Origin of the sequence: Gemmatimonas groenlandica (assembly GCF_013004105.1) — a bacterium.
Lineage (GTDB): Bacteria > Gemmatimonadota > Gemmatimonadetes > Gemmatimonadales > Gemmatimonadaceae > Gemmatimonas > Gemmatimonas groenlandica.
The window spans coordinates 5,132,269-5,149,029 of record NZ_CP053085.1 but is presented as its reverse complement, the minus strand read 5'-3'; the positions used below and the strand labels follow the sequence as shown (position 1 = coordinate 5,149,029).

At 65.6% G+C, this 16,761-nt stretch carries 13 protein-coding genes; 5 read left to right on the top strand and 8 right to left on the bottom strand.

Annotated elements, in window-relative coordinates; translation table 11 throughout:
- Positions 1 to 9: 9 nt before the first annotated feature.
- The 3 genes from HKW67_RS22105 to HKW67_RS22095 all read right to left on the bottom strand — a co-directional run bounded on the left by HKW67_RS22105 (position 10) and on the right by HKW67_RS22095 (position 2,762).
- Positions 10 to 990, bottom strand: coding sequence for a hypothetical protein (locus HKW67_RS22105; RefSeq protein ID WP_171227464.1), 981 nt, complete (start codon positions 988 to 990; stop codon positions 10 to 12).
- Positions 991 to 1,281: 291 nt separating this feature from the next.
- Positions 1,282 to 2,361, bottom strand: a complete 1,080-nt coding sequence (locus HKW67_RS22100) for a 6-phosphofructokinase (RefSeq protein WP_171227463.1) — start codon at positions 2,359 to 2,361, stop codon at positions 1,282 to 1,284.
- 62 nt (positions 2,362 to 2,423) lie between these two features.
- Positions 2,424 to 2,762 (bottom strand): hypothetical protein, encoded by a 339-nt coding sequence (locus tag HKW67_RS22095; protein ID WP_171227462.1) that lies wholly within the window; start codon positions 2,760 to 2,762, stop codon positions 2,424 to 2,426.
- 98 nt (positions 2,763 to 2,860) lie between these two features.
- Between HKW67_RS22095 and HKW67_RS22090 the strand changes: the two genes are divergently transcribed.
- Entirely contained in the window at positions 2,861 to 3,325 is a 465-nt protein-coding gene (locus HKW67_RS22090) for a GspH/FimT family pseudopilin (protein WP_171227461.1), read from the top strand.
- Positions 3,326 to 3,344: 19 nt separating this feature from the next.
- Here HKW67_RS22090 and HKW67_RS22085 read toward each other — a convergent pair whose 3' ends face one another.
- Both HKW67_RS22085 and HKW67_RS22080 read right to left on the bottom strand, forming a co-directional pair.
- Entirely contained in the window at positions 3,345 to 4,505 is a 1,161-nt protein-coding gene (locus HKW67_RS22085; RefSeq protein ID WP_171227460.1) for a DEAD/DEAH box helicase, read from the bottom strand.
- A gap of 40 nt (positions 4,506 to 4,545) precedes the next feature.
- Positions 4,546 to 5,652: a hypothetical protein gene (locus tag HKW67_RS22080; RefSeq protein ID WP_171223435.1), complete on the bottom strand. Its 1,107-nt coding sequence runs from the start codon at positions 5,650 to 5,652 to the stop codon at positions 4,546 to 4,548.
- Positions 5,653 to 5,933: 281 nt separating this feature from the next.
- Here HKW67_RS22080 and HKW67_RS22075 point away from each other — a divergent pair, with 281 nt between their 5' ends.
- The 3 genes from HKW67_RS22075 to HKW67_RS22065 all read left to right on the top strand — a co-directional run bounded on the left by HKW67_RS22075 (position 5,934) and on the right by HKW67_RS22065 (position 7,690).
- Complete coding sequence (locus tag HKW67_RS22075) at positions 5,934 to 6,329, top strand: hypothetical protein (RefSeq protein ID WP_171227459.1); 396 nt, start codon at positions 5,934 to 5,936, stop codon at positions 6,327 to 6,329.
- Positions 6,330 to 6,483: 154 nt separating this feature from the next.
- Entirely contained in the window at positions 6,484 to 7,338 is an 855-nt protein-coding gene (locus tag HKW67_RS22070) for an alpha/beta fold hydrolase (protein ID WP_171227458.1), read from the top strand.
- A gap of 49 nt (positions 7,339 to 7,387) precedes the next feature.
- On the top strand, positions 7,388 to 7,690 hold the full coding sequence (locus HKW67_RS22065) for a hypothetical protein (RefSeq protein ID WP_171227457.1): 303 nt from the start codon (positions 7,388 to 7,390) through the stop codon (positions 7,688 to 7,690).
- Between the two features lie 249 nt (positions 7,691 to 7,939).
- Here HKW67_RS22065 and HKW67_RS22060 read toward each other — a convergent pair whose 3' ends face one another.
- Together HKW67_RS22060 and HKW67_RS22055 are read right to left on the bottom strand one after the other, a co-directional pair.
- Positions 7,940 to 10,315 (bottom strand): protein kinase domain-containing protein, encoded by a 2,376-nt coding sequence (locus HKW67_RS22060; RefSeq protein WP_171227456.1) that lies wholly within the window; start codon positions 10,313 to 10,315, stop codon positions 7,940 to 7,942.
- 12 nt (positions 10,316 to 10,327) lie between these two features.
- Positions 10,328 to 12,433: a serine/threonine-protein kinase gene (locus tag HKW67_RS22055; RefSeq protein WP_171227455.1), complete on the bottom strand. Its 2,106-nt coding sequence runs from the start codon at positions 12,431 to 12,433 to the stop codon at positions 10,328 to 10,330.
- Between the two features lie 347 nt (positions 12,434 to 12,780).
- Here HKW67_RS22055 and lon point away from each other — a divergent pair, with 347 nt between their 5' ends.
- Positions 12,781 to 15,360, top strand: coding sequence for an endopeptidase La (gene lon / locus HKW67_RS22050; RefSeq protein ID WP_171227454.1), 2,580 nt, complete (start codon positions 12,781 to 12,783; stop codon positions 15,358 to 15,360).
- A 144-nt stretch (positions 15,361 to 15,504) separates the two neighbouring features.
- Here lon and HKW67_RS22045 read toward each other — a convergent pair whose 3' ends face one another.
- Positions 15,505 to 16,755 carry an IS256 family transposase gene (locus tag HKW67_RS22045; RefSeq protein ID WP_171225596.1) on the bottom strand — a complete coding sequence of 417 codons (1,251 nt, stop codon included), beginning with the start codon at positions 16,753 to 16,755 and terminating at the stop codon, positions 15,505 to 15,507.
- Positions 16,756 to 16,761: the final 6 nt, after the last annotated feature.

Sequence of the window (16,761 nt, the reverse complement as noted above, 5' to 3'; positions counted from 1 at the left end):
ACGCGGTACTCAGCGCTGTATCAGCTTCACGCGCTGGCCGTTCTTGAAGATCTCGATGCGGTCGGCGCGTCCGTCGCGGTTCACGTCGGTCCACACCTGCAGCAGCTCGTTGCTCTGATCGAGGAAGATGGCGCGCCACGGCACGCCGCCGCGCCCCTGGTCGGGCACTCGCACGGTGAATTCGTTCGTGCCAAGCCACTGCATGATCTCGGTGCTCGGTCGCCCTTGCAGCACATCCATCACCGAGCGCATGGGCGGCAGGACCTGCGGATAGGCCCGCGACGCGTACTCCGGCAGATCATCGCACCGACCGTCCTTATCGAGGTCGTTGCACACCGGCGGGCCATAGCGCTGATCGTCGCACCAGCCATCGCCGTCGCGATCGAGACAGGTCGCCGAGCCGTAGCCCGGCGGACGCACGCCCGGCGCCTGGTTGAAGTAGCGCGGATCGTTCACCGCCCCCGGCACCACGACACCACCCGGCGTGACGTACCCGCCGTATGACCCTGTGGGCCCCTGCGGTGACACCGCCGACCCTGGATACGACGAAGCCGGCGAGAAATTCGCCGGCTGGTCTCCATGCAACTGCGCGTCCGTGATCTTTTTTGCCTCCCACGCCTCCCGCGCCCGCGGATCTACCTGAGAGAGATCAGGCGGAATCAGCGGAGCGCCCTTCTTGTCCCCGGGCTTCGCAAACCCTTTGATCGGAAGATCCGGCTTCCTGCCTTTCGCCGCATCCTCCCCGTAGATCACGCGTCCGTTTGCCGGCTTGTTGCGCACGGCGCTGGCGCAGTCGGTGGGTGCCGGCTGCTGAGCGGCCGGTACGCCGTCGACCCACACGCGACACATGCCGGCGGGCGGCCGATAGTCCTTCGGGATATCCGTCTTATCGTTCTTCTCGCTTCGACCCTGCGCGTAGGCGCGCCCCGCACTGAGCGTCAGACTCAGCACGGCTGTCGTAGCAAGGATTCGCCAATTCATCTGAAACATGCCTACCTCCTGCAGGACTTCGCGCGCCGTCCACCACGGAGAGCATACGGACGTCCCGATGTCTCTCTAGGGCAGGGTCCATGCCAAGACGGACCCGACCGTCGGCTGGCGCGCTGCTGCGGTGTAAGTATCGGCACCACGGTACCCTACGGACAGGGGGAGGGATCGTGAGGTAACAGACAGCGTCCGTAACAGAGGACAGGGGCTGTCTTAAAAACAGTAAGGGGTAGGGAGTAGGAGGTATGGAGTGCGTGTCTCCCTACCCCCTACTCCCGACTCCCTACTTCGCCGTTAATCCCCAAAAGAGATGCCCATCATCCGGGCGGCCTGCACCACATCGTGGGCCGGGTCGACGCGCTTCGTTTCCTTGAGCACGTCGGCAATGGGGATCGTAACCAGGTGCGGCGACTGCAGCGCGACCATGTGGCCCCACCGCTTGTCGGCCACCGCCTGCACCGCCGCTGCGCCGAAGCGGGTCGCCAGCAGTCGATCATAGCCCGTGGGCGAGCCGCCGCGCTGGAGATGCCCGAGCACCATGGAGCGGGTCTCCTTACCAGTGATGCGCTGAATGTCGTAGCCCATCCGTTCGGCGATTCCGCCGAGGCGACGATCCTGCCCCGGCAGCGACGCGCCGATGATCGACTCCATCCCACCCTTGGGCTTCGAGCCCTCGGCGACCACCACGATGCTGAAGCGCCGTCCGGCCGCGTCGCGGTCCATGATCTTCTCACAGACTTTTTCGATATCCCACGCGATCTCAGGAATCAGAATCACATCGGCCGTACCGGCGACTCCGGCGTGCAGCGCGATGAATCCGGCGTCGCGCCCCATCACTTCCAGCACCATGACGCGATCGTGCGATTCCGCCGTGGTATGCAGCTTGTCGATCGCTTCCATGGCCGTATTCACTGCCGTGTCGAAGCCGAACGTGGTCACCGTGCCGGGGACATCGTTGTCGATCGTCTTGGGCACGCTGATCACGCGCATGCCTTTGGCCGCCAGTTGCGACGCAATCTTCAGCGAGCCGTCGCCGCCGATCGAGATAATTGCTTCGATGCCAAGATTGCGGGCATTCTCCACGAGTTCGTCGGAGCGATCGACGTTCTTCCAGGTCCCATCGGGCTGCAGGATCGGATACGCGAACGGGCTGCCGCGATTCGTCGTCTTGATGATCGTGCCGCCCTGATTCGCGATGCCGCGCACCGTCTCTTCCGTCAGCGGGACAATCTCGTCCTCGCCAAGGAGTCCGGCGTAGCCGCGCTTGATGCCAAGCACGTCCCAGCCGCGGGTACGGGCCGACAGCACCGCCGCCCGAATGACGGCGTTGAGTCCCGGGGCGTCGCCGCCGCCGGTGGAAATCGCAATCCGCATATCAGAAATGATGGATCGGGTGGTTGGGAGTGATCGCGATAATCTATCGCGTCATCACCTATTCAGGGCGTCGAGAGCGCAGGCGAGCGCACCTGGACCCCGGCGCCGGCGGCCAGCTGTCGCACGATCGTATCCTGATACGCGAGGGCGCCGCGTAGCGAATCGATCTGTGCCTGCATCATCGAATTTTCTTCACGGAGTTCGCCCACGAGCGTCCCGAGGTCCATGACCGCCTGCCCCGAGTTGAGTTCGCTGGTGGTGCTGGGGATGGAACCGCTGCACGCGGTCGTAGCGCTCGCCACCACGCTCAACGCCGCGAGCGCGAAGTGTGTGGCCAGCCGGCGAGGCGAGGTGAGCGGGTGGGCGTTGCGACGATGATGACGGCGAAGTTCGGATGACACCGTTCGACGACCTCGGAGTGATCGTGTGGTCCAACGCGACGAGCGACGCGATGCCTCTCGATATAGTCGCCGCGACCCGTCCACGACACCCTGCGCTCATGACACCGATTCACGTTTCGCGCCACGCCAAGAGCCCGCGCCGTCGTCGCCACGGTGCGACGCTGATCGAGCAACTCTGGGTACTCGTGCTCACCGGCAGTCTGGCCGCGCTCGCGATCGCATCGGGCTGTGCGCTCTTCGCCGCGCTCGATGTGGCGATGGCCGCACAGGAAACCGCCGACCTCCTCGCACTCGCGCGCGATCACGCGATCGCCACCGGTGACCGGACCGCCGTGCGCTTCGATGAAGCGGGAGTGCGCGTCGTGGTGCACGTGGGTCGCGACACGATCGCCGTGGGCGACTTCCACGGCAGCGGACTTACGCTCGAGGCCACGCGGGACTCGCTCAGCTACGCGCCATCGGGGCTCGGCGTGGGGGCCGCCAATCTGCGACTCATACTGAAACGAAGCGCCCGAGCCGACACCATCACGGTGTCGCGTCTCGGGCGCGTGCAACGACGATAACGCGGAGGATCAGGTATGATCAGGTGCCGAAGTCGAACCCCGGCACGCTCACGCGCGGAATCTCCTGGCCGATCGTGCGCTCGATCGTGCGCACCATGCCGATATCTTCGGCCGCCATGAACGTGTACGCATCGCCGGTGCTGGCGGCGCGGCCCGTCCGGCCGATCCGGTGCACGTAATCTTCCGGTTGCTGCGGCACGTCGTAGTTGATCACGTGCGTGATGCCCGAGATATCGAGGCCACGCTGCGCAATATCGGTGGCCACGAGCACCCGCAGCTTGCCCGACTTGAAGTCTTCGAGCGCGGCCATGCGCTCGCGCTGCGACTTGTCGGCATGCATGGCGCCCGCCTTCACACCCGCTTTCTCGAGATCTTGCACCACACGATCGGCGCCACTCTTCGTGCGCGTGAAGACCAGCACCGAATCATGCGCTTTCTTCGTGAGCAGATGCACGAGCAGGTCGTTCTTGAGGTGACGCGGCACCGGGTACACCGCGTGCGTCACCGTGGTCGCGGCCGACGACCGACGACCGACCTGCACCACGACGGGCTTGCGGAGATACTTGCGCGCGAGCGCCTCGACCTCGGGTGGCATCGTTGCGCTGAACAGGAGCGTCTGCCGATAGCGGGGCACCTGTTCGACGATGCGATTGAGCTGCGGCGCGAAGCCCATGTCGAGCATGCGATCCGCTTCGTCGAGCACCAACGTCTCGAGATACGAGAAGTCGACGTTGCGTTTCTCGAGATGGTCGAGCAAGCGTCCGGGCGTGGCGACGACCACGTCGACGCCGGCGCGCAACGCACGTTCCTGCGGCTCGTAGCCGACACCGCCGAACACGGGGATCACATCCACCGGCGCGTACTTGGAATACTTCCGGACACTCTCCTCCACCTGGAGACAAAGCTCACGGGTGGGTGTGAGCACCAGCACGCGCGTCCGCCGCGGTCCGCCCAGCAGTCGATGCACCATCGGCAGCGTAAAGCTGGCCGTCTTGCCGGTGCCCGTCTGGGCGAGGCCGATCAGATCGCGCCCTTTCAGCGCGAGCGGAATCGCATCGCGCTGAATGGGCGTAGGACGCTCATAGCCGGCATCGGAGAGGGCGGCGAGCAGAGGTTGGGCGAGGCCCAGATCGGCGAACGTGGTATCGTCGATCAGCGTGTCAGGGTCGATTGCAGTCATGTGTTGACCGGAAAGCTAATCGGTCCGGCCGTCCGGGAAGCTATATCAGCTCGATCTCTCGACCGCTCAGCTGAGCAATGAGGGCAAGACGGAAGGTGACGTCGGCGGAGAAGGCCGAATCGGCGGGCTCGCCGAAGGTCGGATCGGACAGTGGAAGGAGTGGCCATGACCAGGCGGGTACCCGCTCCGGCATCACGACCGAGCGTGGCGGGGTCCACACATGCTTGCGGTCGCGGTCGTCGAGCAGACGGTCGAGTAGCTTGCACCAGCCGTCGTGCTTCTTGAGAAAACCGATACGCGCCATGACCTCGAGCCACCCCAGCGAGGAGGCCATATCGGCATCCATCGCATTGCGCGTGGGCAGCAGGTCGCCCAACACCAGATGGGGCTGCTCGATGAGATGCGGCCCCACCTGCTGCACCGGCTGTTGGCGCGGCCACGGCTGCGTGAGATAGGTGTACAGCCGATCCATGAACTCGTAGTGCTCGCTGCGGAAATGCGGCATGTAGCCCAGCATCACCAGCAGGTGAAACGACGGTGCCGTGACCTCGGCCGGGAGCACATGCTGGTTGCCCAGACGGATCCACGGCTTCTGCGCCAATGGCGACTTGAGGAACGGCATCACCCGATCCACCAACCGGCGGGCCGCACCGCGGAGCCGCGGATCACTCTCATACCCCGCCTGCGCGAGCGCTGCCGCCGCCGCCTCACGCAACAACAACCGCCCTCGCTTGATCAGATCGTCGTCCCACGTCTTCGGCATCATCTCCGCCAGAAACGAGGGGTCATCGTCTTCGGCCAGCAGGCGAAACAGCAACCGCTTCGTCGAGCTGAGCGCCGGGCTCTCCGGGTCCCACCCGAGCTCCAGCAGGCGACGGTAGGCCGGAATGGTGCCGATGCCCTCGAGCGACAACCCGGCAGGAACCGTGAGCATGCCGCCGGGCCACTGGCCGTCCCCATCCTGCATCAGGAGCAGGTGCCATCCCTGCCGACTGGCGTACGGAACCGTCGCCCACCCCGCGTCGGACACCGCTTTCGGCCAGAAGGCCTTGGTGGCGCGGAACTGGACCGACGGTGACGCCGTGCGAAGCAGCCAACTCATAGGTACGGTGACGGGCCCCGGCGGCAGCGGCGGTGGCGCCGGCATCGGCGGGTACAGCGAGAGGCGCGCGTCCGGAGGGACCGGCGGCGAATCAGGCACTGGTAGCGGCGATATCGAGGGCGGAAGCGTCACAATTCTGCAATTGTACCCCTCAACCGACGTTCCGCCAGAGGGTGAGGGACCAACCGCATCCATTTCAAGGCGGACTCATCCATTCGTCGCTTTCGTCTTAACACTTCTGCAAGCTTAGACGTCTACACTGTGAGGTACCTCAGCGGCGCGACCGCGTCGTGGACAGTGCCGAACGACCCACCGAGACCCCAGACATGAAGAACACGATCCGCATGGTTGTTGCTGCGGCTGCCCTCGCGATTGCTGTGCCCGCCTATGCCCAGGGTGGCGGCGGTGGTGGTGGTGGCATGCAGATGTCGCAGGCCGACCGTAACGCTCGGCAGAAGGAACAGCTGTTCAAGGACATCACGCTGACGGCCGCGCAGTCGGCAACGGTCGACTCCATCCTGACCCAGGCCGGCACCAAGCAGCGGGAAGCGATGATGGCCGCCCGCAGCGGTGGCGGTGACCCGGCCGCGATGCAGGAGTCGATGCGCAAGATGAACACCGAGCGCAACGACGCCCTCAAGGCGCTGCTGACCGACGAACAGAAGAAGAAGTTCGACGAGAACGTTGCCGCCATGCCGCAGGGTCGCCGCGGCGGTCTCTGACCGAGGTCGCAGGATGTGCGACCAAGCGGGGGGTGCCAGCCGGCACCCCCCGCTTTTCGCTGTCGCGCGACGGAATCGCTTGTTCCGCGACGCGGCGCCGTTGAGATTGACTGCGGCTTATGTCCACGCTCTCCGCCTCCCCTAGCCAGCGCTGATGCGCGGCGAGTTCGTCGATCTAGGGGGCGTGCGCCTCTACTGCTACGCATTCGGCGAGCGCGGCGTCGGTGAGCCGATCGTTCTGATCCACGGCGCCTTCACGTCATCGCATTTGTGGCAGGATGTCCTGCCGCGGTTGCCCAAGGGATATCGCGTCCTGGTGCTCGATCTGCTCGGCCATGGCCGAAGCGACCCGCCCGGCACCCACCAGATGACGGTTGCCGGTCACGCCATGCGCGTCGCCGCCCTGCTCGATGTACTCGGCGTGCGACGAGCCTCACTCGTTGGGCACGGCATGGGTGCCGCGATCGCGGCCGTCGTGGCGCACGAACACCCGGAGCGCGTGGCGCACCTGCTGCTCGTGAACCCCACCATGATCGGCTGCCAGCCTGGCGATGTCGCCTTGAGCCGCCGCGTGGCGCGACTGGTGCCCTTCCTGTCGCTCTGGCGTCGCCTCTCGCCCGGCTGGCTGGCCTCCGCCCTCCACGCGGCCCTGCTGCCCTGCTACGCCCATCGCGACGTCGGTGCGCGATCGCTCGATCTCTACCTGAAAAGTTTTCGGACCCGCGACGGACGCGACGCCGCGCTCGCTCAGCTGTCGGCCCTCTCGGCGTCACGGGGCGATACCACCGCCGCCCTCTCGCCGGGCGCAATCACCTGCCCCGTGCTGCTCGCCACCGCGTCTGACGATCCGTTCGTACCTGCCGCCCGCGCCGTCAAACTCGGCGAAGCACTGCGTCTCGCGGCACCGAATGGGGTCACGCTCCGCGAACTCCCCGGCGTAGCCCACGTAGCCCCCGAAGAAGCACCCGACCGACTCGGTGCACTCGTGGCGGAACTCCTGACCGGCTGAATTGTCAGAGAGTGCTTCGCGTCACGCCCCTTCCACCCGCCCGTCTCTCATGACAGATCGCCTCGCCACGATGCGCGTCATGGCTGCCAAGCAGCCGACGAATCCCCTCGCCCGCTTCGGACTCGCCAACGAGCTGCTCAAAGCCGGCCTGTTGGACGAAGCCGAACTGGAGTTGGCCGCGTATCTCGCGCTGCACGACGACGAAGGCAACGGCTGGCTGCGTTATGCCGACACGCTGCACGCCCTCGGCAAACAGGACGCCGCCCGCGCGGCGTGCGACAAGGGCGTTGAGGCGGCCACGCGACACGGACACGCGACGCTGGTCTCGGAATTCGAAGAACGGGAGTACTGAACGGCGCGGATTTACGCGGATTCAGTAGACGGTGTTCAGAACTCTGGCGTCGGACTTTGTATAGCGGTCAGAATTCAGCAACGACAGTCCACAGTGCCGAGGCGTTTCGTGCAGTATTGAGCACGCGCGATGCATCCGGCGGCAGTCCATCAAACGCCTCGCAACTGTGGACTGTCGTTGCTCGACGCTGAGCACTATATGAAGTCCCACGCCAGAGTTCAGACCACTGACCACTGATGACTGGGCAGTTCAGAGTTTCCGCATCTCGTCTGCCGCGCTGATCACGTGTCCCAGGTCTCTTGACAGCGCTCTCGCTTCCTGCGTCGCATTCGTGACATCGTTGATCGCCGCACCCACGCCCATGGTGCGCAGCTTCACGATATCGAGACGCAGTGACCGCAGCGCCATCGACGCGCTGTCGAGCTGACGCTGCATCGTTTCGCGGCGGTCCACGAGTTCCTGCAACGACGACAGCTGCCGCGTGAGCAGCGTGAGGCGGCGTTCGCGATCCGGCGCCTGTTCCGGCTCGGCTTGCACCGACGCCACTCGTGATTCGAGTTGTGTCAGTGCATCGGTGGGCAGATCGCGCTGCAATCGTTCGAGACCGCTGGCGAGGGCGCTGATGCGCTCGAGGAGCGCGTCGGCCGTAGGCTCGACGTCGGGCACCAAACTCTTGTCGGCGTCCGACAGTTTCGCCGTAACGTCCTTGATCGTGAGCCGATCGTCCACCGCATTGCGCAGCAACTCACCGTACGCCGACGCGAGCAACTGATCGCCGGCCACGAGCGCGAGTTGCTCGCGCATCTTCACCTCGTACGGACGATCATCCGACCCCGCGGCGATGGCCTGCCAACTGCCGTTCCACGCGTCACCCGCCGAGACGCCAAGTCGACGCAGCCGCATGAAATCGCGAGCCAGCATTTGCGCGCTCGCCAACGCCGCAAGACCGGCGCCGAGCATCGGAATGATCATCGGTTTGAGATCCAACGACGCGCCGATCACGAGACTGCCAAGCGAAACGGCGGCCGCGCCCATCAACCACTTGGCGTGCTTCACGAACGCGCGCGACGCGTCGGCGATGCGCGCCGGCTTGCTGCGCGGGTCGCCGTCCGGCTTCGGTGTGGACTCACCGCCAAAGATGCGACCCAACGTGATGCCACGCCGACGCAGCCGGATGTACCGGCCGAGCACGCCCAAGCCCATGCCCATCGAGGGGAAGATCGCCCACGGGAAACCGGGACTGGTCGACGCATTGATGACGCCGAGGAACACGATCATGCCCGCCGTCCAGAGCATCTGCCCCTTGAAGCGCTCGATCACGTCTTCGTCGCTGCGCCAGGCACTGGTCGCGTCGCCGTACTGATCGTTCCACTGCGACTGCACGTCGCGGCGCTGCTGTCGCACCGCGACGCGCCAATCCTGCATCGCTTCCTTGGACGCGCGATTCCACTCGCGCACCTGCTCGCGTGGAGCGCCAGGCGGCAGCGGCGGAAGCGCGGGCATGGGCGGCAACGCGCCCGGCGCAGGATACGACCGAGGCGCGGGTGCCGGAACCAGCACATTGCGCGGCGCCCAGTCCTCCGATCGCTGCCCATAGCGCGCGTCTTCGCGATGTTCCGGTGTGCGGGCGCCGGATGTCCCGTTGTAGTGCACCGGAGCGGCCGCCGGCGGGTACAACGGAGCCGGCGCGGGCGGCGCGTACGCACGGTGCGCGCCCGTCTGCAGCGAACCGTCGCGCTGCACTTTGCGCAGGGCATCGCGGAGCTGCATGGCGTTGTCCCAGCGGTCTTGCGGACGCTTGGCAAGACACCGCTCGAGAATCTCTACCAGCGCATGCGGCGCATCCGGACGCACGGCGCGAATCGGCATCGGCGTTTCACTGACATGCTTCATGAGCATCGCCGGCGTGGTCGTCGCCTCGAATGGCAAGCGGCCCGCCAGCATGAGGTAGCCGACGACGCCGAGCGAATAGATGTCGCTCCGACCGTCGATCTCGCGGTCTCCCGTGGCCTGCTCGGGGCTCATGAACGCCGGCGTGCCCACCGCAATGCCAGTCTGCGTGAGACGCGACCCGCTCTCGGCCGCGCGCGCGATACCGAAGTCGGTGACCATCGCACGCCCCGAGTCTTTGTCGATGAGCACGTTGTCCGGCTTCACGTCACGATGCACCACGCCGCAGGCGTGCGCGTATGCGAGCGCGTCGGCCACCTGCTCCAGCATCTGCGCGATGTACTCGAAACCGGGCCGCGGATCGCGAACGATGCGCGCCGCCAGGCTCTCGCCTTTGACCAGCGCCATCGCGAAGCACACCAATCCGCCTTCCTCGTGCACCGCATAGATCGGCACGATGTGCGGATGATTGAGCCGCGCGGCCGTCTGCGCTTCGCGCACGAAGCGTTCACGCACGTCGCCGCGAAACGCGAGCTCGGGCGGCAGCACCTTGAGCGCCACCGGTCGCTGCAATCGCACATCTTCGGCGGCGTACACCACGGCCATGCCGCCTCGACCGACTTCCTGCTCGATGAGGTACAGGTCGCCGACCGCGGCTGTTACGCGGTCGCGCAGGAGATTCGACTCGGCCTGTGTTTCGGCCGCCTTCGTGGCCGCGCGCTGACCGTCAGGCATCGTGCGCTCGGCTTACGCCGAACCGTAGCGCGACGACGTTGCGTCGCGCACTTCGTTGGCGGCCTGCACCGCGATCTCGACATCACGCGCCAGCTGCATGGCCTGCTCGGCGACCAAGGTGACACTCTGCACTGAACTATTGCCGGTACGCAGACGCACGAGATCGAGGCGCACGTTCTCGAGTGCGATACGGCAGCTCTCCAGCTGCGCACGGCGCAATTCACGCTTGCCGAGGGAATCGGCCACCGCGCGGCGATCGCGACGCAGCTGCGCCAAGCGACGCACACGTCCTTCGCTGCGCTGTGTGTCGAGCGGATTCGCTTCGGCCTCGAGTGCCCCTATCTCGGCGTCGATGCGTCGTGCGGCATCAGGTCCATGGTCGCGATCCACCCGGGCGATATCGCGGGCAATGATCTCGACCTTGTTCACCAGATCCACGGCCGTACGTGCGACGTCGGGAATGCGCCCGCGCTCGTCGGCCGGCAGCGTGCCCAGCAAACGCCCGATCTCTTCGCGATCGGCGCGCGCGGCCTTGACCAGTCCGACGAACTCGCCGAGCTCGTCGTCGCGTGCAGGCGCGTTCGGCATCGCGACGGCCGCGCGTAGCGTCACCGGCGACGTTGGCGTCGACGACAGCACACCATCGAGACGATTGCGCAACCGCCCCTGCGCCCGTAGCTCTTCGCGCTTCTTGCGGCTGAACGTGGCCATGAACTTGTCGCCAAGATCGGATAGGACTTCGCCGAGCATGCGATGCTTGGGCTGCTTCAGCACATCCGTCCAGTCAAAGCCGTCGGCCCAGAGCTTGGCGTACTTCCACGCGATGTACACCGTCCACAGCGTGGTTAGCCCGAGCATGTCGCCGCGCGTGAAGATGCTGATCACGAGGATCGCGCCGTTCACGAACAGATACGGGGCCAGCTTACGGCGGAACGCCACGACGGGAGGTGCCTCCCAACGCGCGAGGTCCTCCGCCGTCGGGACGTACACCTCGTCGCCCGACGTCGGCTGTTGATAGAGCGGATACGGCGCCGCCTGCGGCGTCACTGCGGTGCGCGACTGGTACGTGGGCGGTTGATAAGCCGGCGGCGTGTACGGCGCGGGCGTGTACGGCACCGACGGCGCGGACGGACTGGGTGACGCCAGACCTCCCAGCGGCATGCCGCCGATGGGTGCGCCGTTGAAGCGTACGGGCGCTCCCGTTGCAAGCTGCGACGCCGCCGGATTCGTGGGAGGCGGCACGACACCCGTCTTGAGCGCCGTCACCATCTCACCGGCACTCTGGAAGCGGTGCTCGGGGCTCTTCTCCAACAACCGCATGACGATCTGCGACAAATCATCGGGCGTGTCGGGACGACGCAACGACACCGGCACCGGCATTTCGGCGAGGTGCTTCACCAACAGCGCCGGCGTGGTGCCGCCGGTGAACGGCGGCTCGCCGGCCAGCATCTGATAGGCCACGATACCCAGCGAATACAGATCGCTGCGGGCGTCGAGGTCGCGATCGCCGGCGGCTTGCTCGGGCGACATGTAGGCCGGGGTGCCGATCGCCATGCCGGTGGCGGTGAGGCGCGACGTCTCTCCACTGTCGCTGGCGGCGCGCGCGATCCCGAAGTCGGTGACGAGCGCCCGACCATCGATACTGTCGAGCAGAATGTTATCCGGCTTGATATCGCGGTGAATGACGCCCCGCGCGTGCGCAAAAGCCAGCGCATCGGCCACTTCGAGTAGCCAGCGGCGTACGTCATCGATTGGTAGCGGCCCACGCTTCTGCAACTTCGTGGCGAGGTTGTCGCCGTCGATGCACGCCATCACGAAGAACACGAGATTCCCGACTTCGTCGACCGAATAAATCGGGACGATGTTGGGATGACTCAGCTGTGCGGCCGTCTCGGCTTCGCGTAGAAAGCGCGTGCGGATGTCGCGCCGGAACGACAGCTCCGGCGGCAGCAGCTTGATCGCCACGAAGCGCTTGAGGCGCTTATCCTTGGCCCGATACACGATGCCCATGCCACCGCGACCGATCTCCTGGTCCAGTTCATAGGTGGCACTGAGCGCCTGCTCCACATGGGCGCGCAGCTCAGCATCTTCGGTGGATGGGACTACGGAATCGGGCACTCGCGTGGGAATCGGGGAAGTCGCGCCGTACGTGTCTAGTGTAGCACCGGAGAGAAACCGGCAACAGCATCGTAATTCTCTTGGGCATCCGCCGTACGGCCCGAGCTCGCCGGGAGTTGCAACTGGGCCCCCGTCCGTCCCGGACGCCAGCGCCATCGGTCATCTTGACCGCTATTTGCATTCCATGCCGTGGACCGACAATTCGGCGGGTGGCCGGGCCAGCGGTACCGTCACCACGGCACCCGCGCCCCAGGCTGCTTGCAAACCCTGCCGGGATGGCGTAATCCAGACGGTGTGAAACCTGCCCATTGGCTGGCGGTATTCCTCTTCCAAAAGGATCGTACGTCATGGGCCAACGCCAAACGCTTCCTGTCCTGCCGCTTCGCGGGACGGTCATGTTCCCCGGCATCACCGCACCGATTGCGGCGGGCCGCCCCGGCACCCTGAGAGCCATCGAAACGGCACTCAAGGGCGATCGACTCGTCTTTGCCGTCGCGCAGCGCGACAACACCGAAGAGCCGACGTCGGACATTCTCTTTACGACGGGCGTCATCGCCCGCATCGGCCAGATCCAGCGCGGTCTGGGCGGTGTTCAGCTGCTGCTGCAAGGCGAGCAGCGCGCCACGGCGCTGCAGTACGCCGAAGTCGATGGGTATCTCCAAGCGGTGATCGTGCCCGCCGAGGAGATGATGCCACTCGACCTCAAGAACGCCGCGTTCGAGGCGCTCCATAAGGAGGCGCGCGAGCGTGCCGCCGAGTTGGGCGAGAAGCGCGGTCTGCCCGAAGAAGTCGTGCACCAGGTGCTCGACTCGGTCGACGATGCCGGCAAGTTCTCCGACCTCGTGGCCGGCTACATCGAGCTCACCGTGCCCGAGAAGCAAGGACTGCTCGAGACGATGTCCGTTGAAGAGCGCCTCCGTCGCGTGTTGGTGCATGTGCAACGCCAGATCGGCTTGCTCGAGGCACAGGAAGACATCAAGTCGCAGGTCCAGGAAGAGCTGGGCGAGCGGCAGCGCGAGATGTTCCTGCGCGAACAGCTCAAGGCGATCCAGAAAGAGCTCGGTGACGACGATCAGTCGAAGGAAATCACCGAGCTCCGCGAAAAGCTGACCAAGCTCGAGCTACCGAAGGAAGCGCGCGCGGAAGCGGAGCGTGAATTGGGCCGCCTCGAGCGCGCCGGTCGCGAGTCGATGGAAGCACAGGTGATCCGCACGTATCTCGAGTGGATCGCCGAACTGCCGTGGAGCAAGCGCTCGGACGATCACCTTGAACTCGCCCGTGCCGGTGAGATCCTCGAAGAGGATCACTACGGTCTCAAGGACGTGAAGGATCGCGTGCTCGAGTTCCTGGCCGTGCGCCAGTTGCGTGCGCAGCAGGTGGCCGCCGAGGTCGCGACGACGGGCGAGTTCCCGGTGTCGAAGCTCAAGGGCGACACCACCGATGCGAACGCCACGCTTGGCAGTGGAAACGGCAGTGGCAACGGGAACGGCGAGCGTCAGATCACCGACGCGAAGGAAGCCAAGGCCCGCGCCATGGCCAAGGGACCGATCCTGCTCTTCAACGGACCGCCGGGCGTCGGCAAGACGAGTATCGCCAAGTCGATCGCCCGCGCGCTCGGCCGTGAATACGTGCGCGTCGCCCTGGGTGGCGCACGCGACGAAGCGGACATCCGTGGACATCGGCGCACGTATGTGGGCGCCATGCCCGGTCGCATCATTCAGGGCATGAAGCAAGCGGGCAGTAAGAACCCGGTGTTCCTGCTCGACGAAGTCGACAAGCTCGGCACGTCGTATCAGGGCGATCCCTCCAGCGCATTGCTGGAAGTGCTCGATCCCGCGCAGAACGATTCGTTCACCGATCACTATCTCGGCGTGCCGTTCGACCTGAGCGAAGTGTTGTTCATCGCGACGTCGAACTTCATCCAGAACATCCCCGGTCCGCTGCTGGACCGTATGGAAGTGGTGGACTTCAGCGGCTACACCGAGCGCGAGAAGTCGGAAATCGCCAAGACGTATCTCATTCCCCGGCAGCTCGAGGAATCGGGACTCGGTCAGCGCGATCTCAAGTTCACCGACGACGCGGTGATGAAGGTGATCAGCGAGTACACGCGTGAAAGCGGCGTCCGACAGCTGGAGCGTCAGCTCGGCGCGGTGGCGCGCAAGGTGGCGCGTCGCGTCGCCATGGGTGACACGGCGACGATCGACGACAAGGTGATCAGCGGCGACGAAGTCCGCGAGTTACTGGGGCGCCCGAAGGTGCACCCGGAACGTGTGGCCGAGCATGACGAGGTCGGTATCACGACGGGTATGTACTACACGCCGATGGGTGGTGACATCATGTTCGTGGAAGCGAGCATCCGCCGTGGGTCGTCGGCGCCGGCGAAGAGCGACGATGGTGCCGAAGTGGTGCGCGTCGGACCGATCTCGCTGATCCTGACCGGTCAGCTTGGCGACGTGATGAAGGAGAGTGCGCGGGCGGCACTCACCTACGCCACGAACAACGCGGCATTGCTGGGCATTCCGGCCAACCGAGTGGCGTCGGCCAGTGAGGCACACATTCACGTACCGGCCGGTGCAATTCCGAAGGACGGACCGAGCGCGGGTATCGCGATTGCGCTGGCGCTCGTGAGCGAGATGTCCAACCGCAAGGTGCGGCGCGATGTCTCGATGACGGGTGAGATCACGCTGCGTGGCCGCGTGCTGCCGATCGGCGGCGTGAAGGAGAAGGTGCTTGGTGCGCACCGCGCCGGCATCAAGGAAGTGATCATCCCGAAGGCGAATGAAGCGGACCTCGAGGACGTGCCGGATGAAGTGCGCGAGCAGCTGATCTTCCACCCGGTGGAGACGATGCGCGAGGTCCTGGCGATTGCCCTGGTGGATCAGGGGCGCGCCGCGCCGGTTGAGGTGGAAGAGCTGATTGGGGTGTAACGGCGAAGCAGGGAGTAGGGAGTAGGGAGTAGGGAGTAGGGGGTAGGGAGTAGGGGGTAGGGAGTCGGGGGTAGGGAGTCGGGGGTAACAGGGCGCAGTGCCCGGACCTGTCAGGAATTCTGTGTATGAGTCGTGAGCATCGGGTCACGACGTCGCCACGAGTCGGTCGCCGAAGAGGAGCTTGAGATGTGGGAAGGCCGCGCGCCAGTACTTGTCGGGCTTGGCTTTCCACTTCTTGCCGATGTTGCGCAGCGCGAGATAGAGCAGCTTGCCGGCCGCTTCATCACTCGGGAAGTGGCCGCGGGTCTTGATCACTTTGCGAATCTGCATGTTCAGGCTCTCGATCGCATTCGTGGTGTAGAGCACGCGGCGGATTTCCAGTGGGTAGGCGAGGGCCGGCGCGATGCGCTCCCAGTGCCGCTCCCAGATGGCGACGATCGCTGCGTGGCGCTGCCCAAGCGGACTCTCCGCAAAGCGCTGCAAGGCGAGACGCCCAGCCGCCTCGGTGGGCGCGTGGTAGATCGTCCGCAGCGCCGCCGCGACGAGCTTCCGCTCGGTCCACGACACGTAGTGGAGGCTTTGACGCACGAGATGCACGATGCACTGATGAATCACCGTGTGCGGAAACACCGTCTGCAGCGCGTCTGGGAGCCCCGTCAGGCCATCGATCAGCGCGATCAGGATATCGGCCACGCCACGGCCCTGCAGCTCGCGAAACACGCGGTGCCAGAAGGCGGCGCCCTCGGTTTGCGCGATCCAAAAGCCGAGCACTTCCTTCGTGCCATCCAGCTGCACGCCGAGCGCGAGATACACCGCCTTGTTTTGCACGACGCCTTCGTCGCGGATCTTCACGCGCAGCGCATCGAAGGCGACGGCCACGTACGTCGACTCGAGCGGCCGCTGCTGCCACGTCTCGACTTCGGCCAGCACCTCGCTCGTGATCGTGCTGATCAAGTCGGGCGAGACCGGGATCTGATAGCGCTCCTCGAGAAACGCCTGGAGCTCGCGCGTGCTCAAGCCGCGCGCGTACAGCATCAGCACCGTCTCGTCGAAGCCCGGCAAGCGGCGGGCGCCCTTGGGCACAAACTGGGGCGCAAAACTGCCGTCGCGGTCCCGCGGGATGTCGAGCGCAATCGACCCGCTCTCGGTCAGCAACGACTTCGGGGTAAAGCCATTGCGGGCATTGCCATCCGGCCCGCGCTCCCCGCCCTCGGGATAGCCCAAGTGATGCGTGAGCTCAGCCTTGAGCACCCGCTCCGCCATCGCCTTCTGCAACTGCCGCCAGACCAGCTGGAAGTCGGCGGAGGTCTGCACCCCCGCCACCAACTGGTCGAGAATCTCGGGCGTCAGCCCTGCGGGCAGCGGCTCCGCCGCCGCCCGTTTCCGTCGAGCCATAACCAC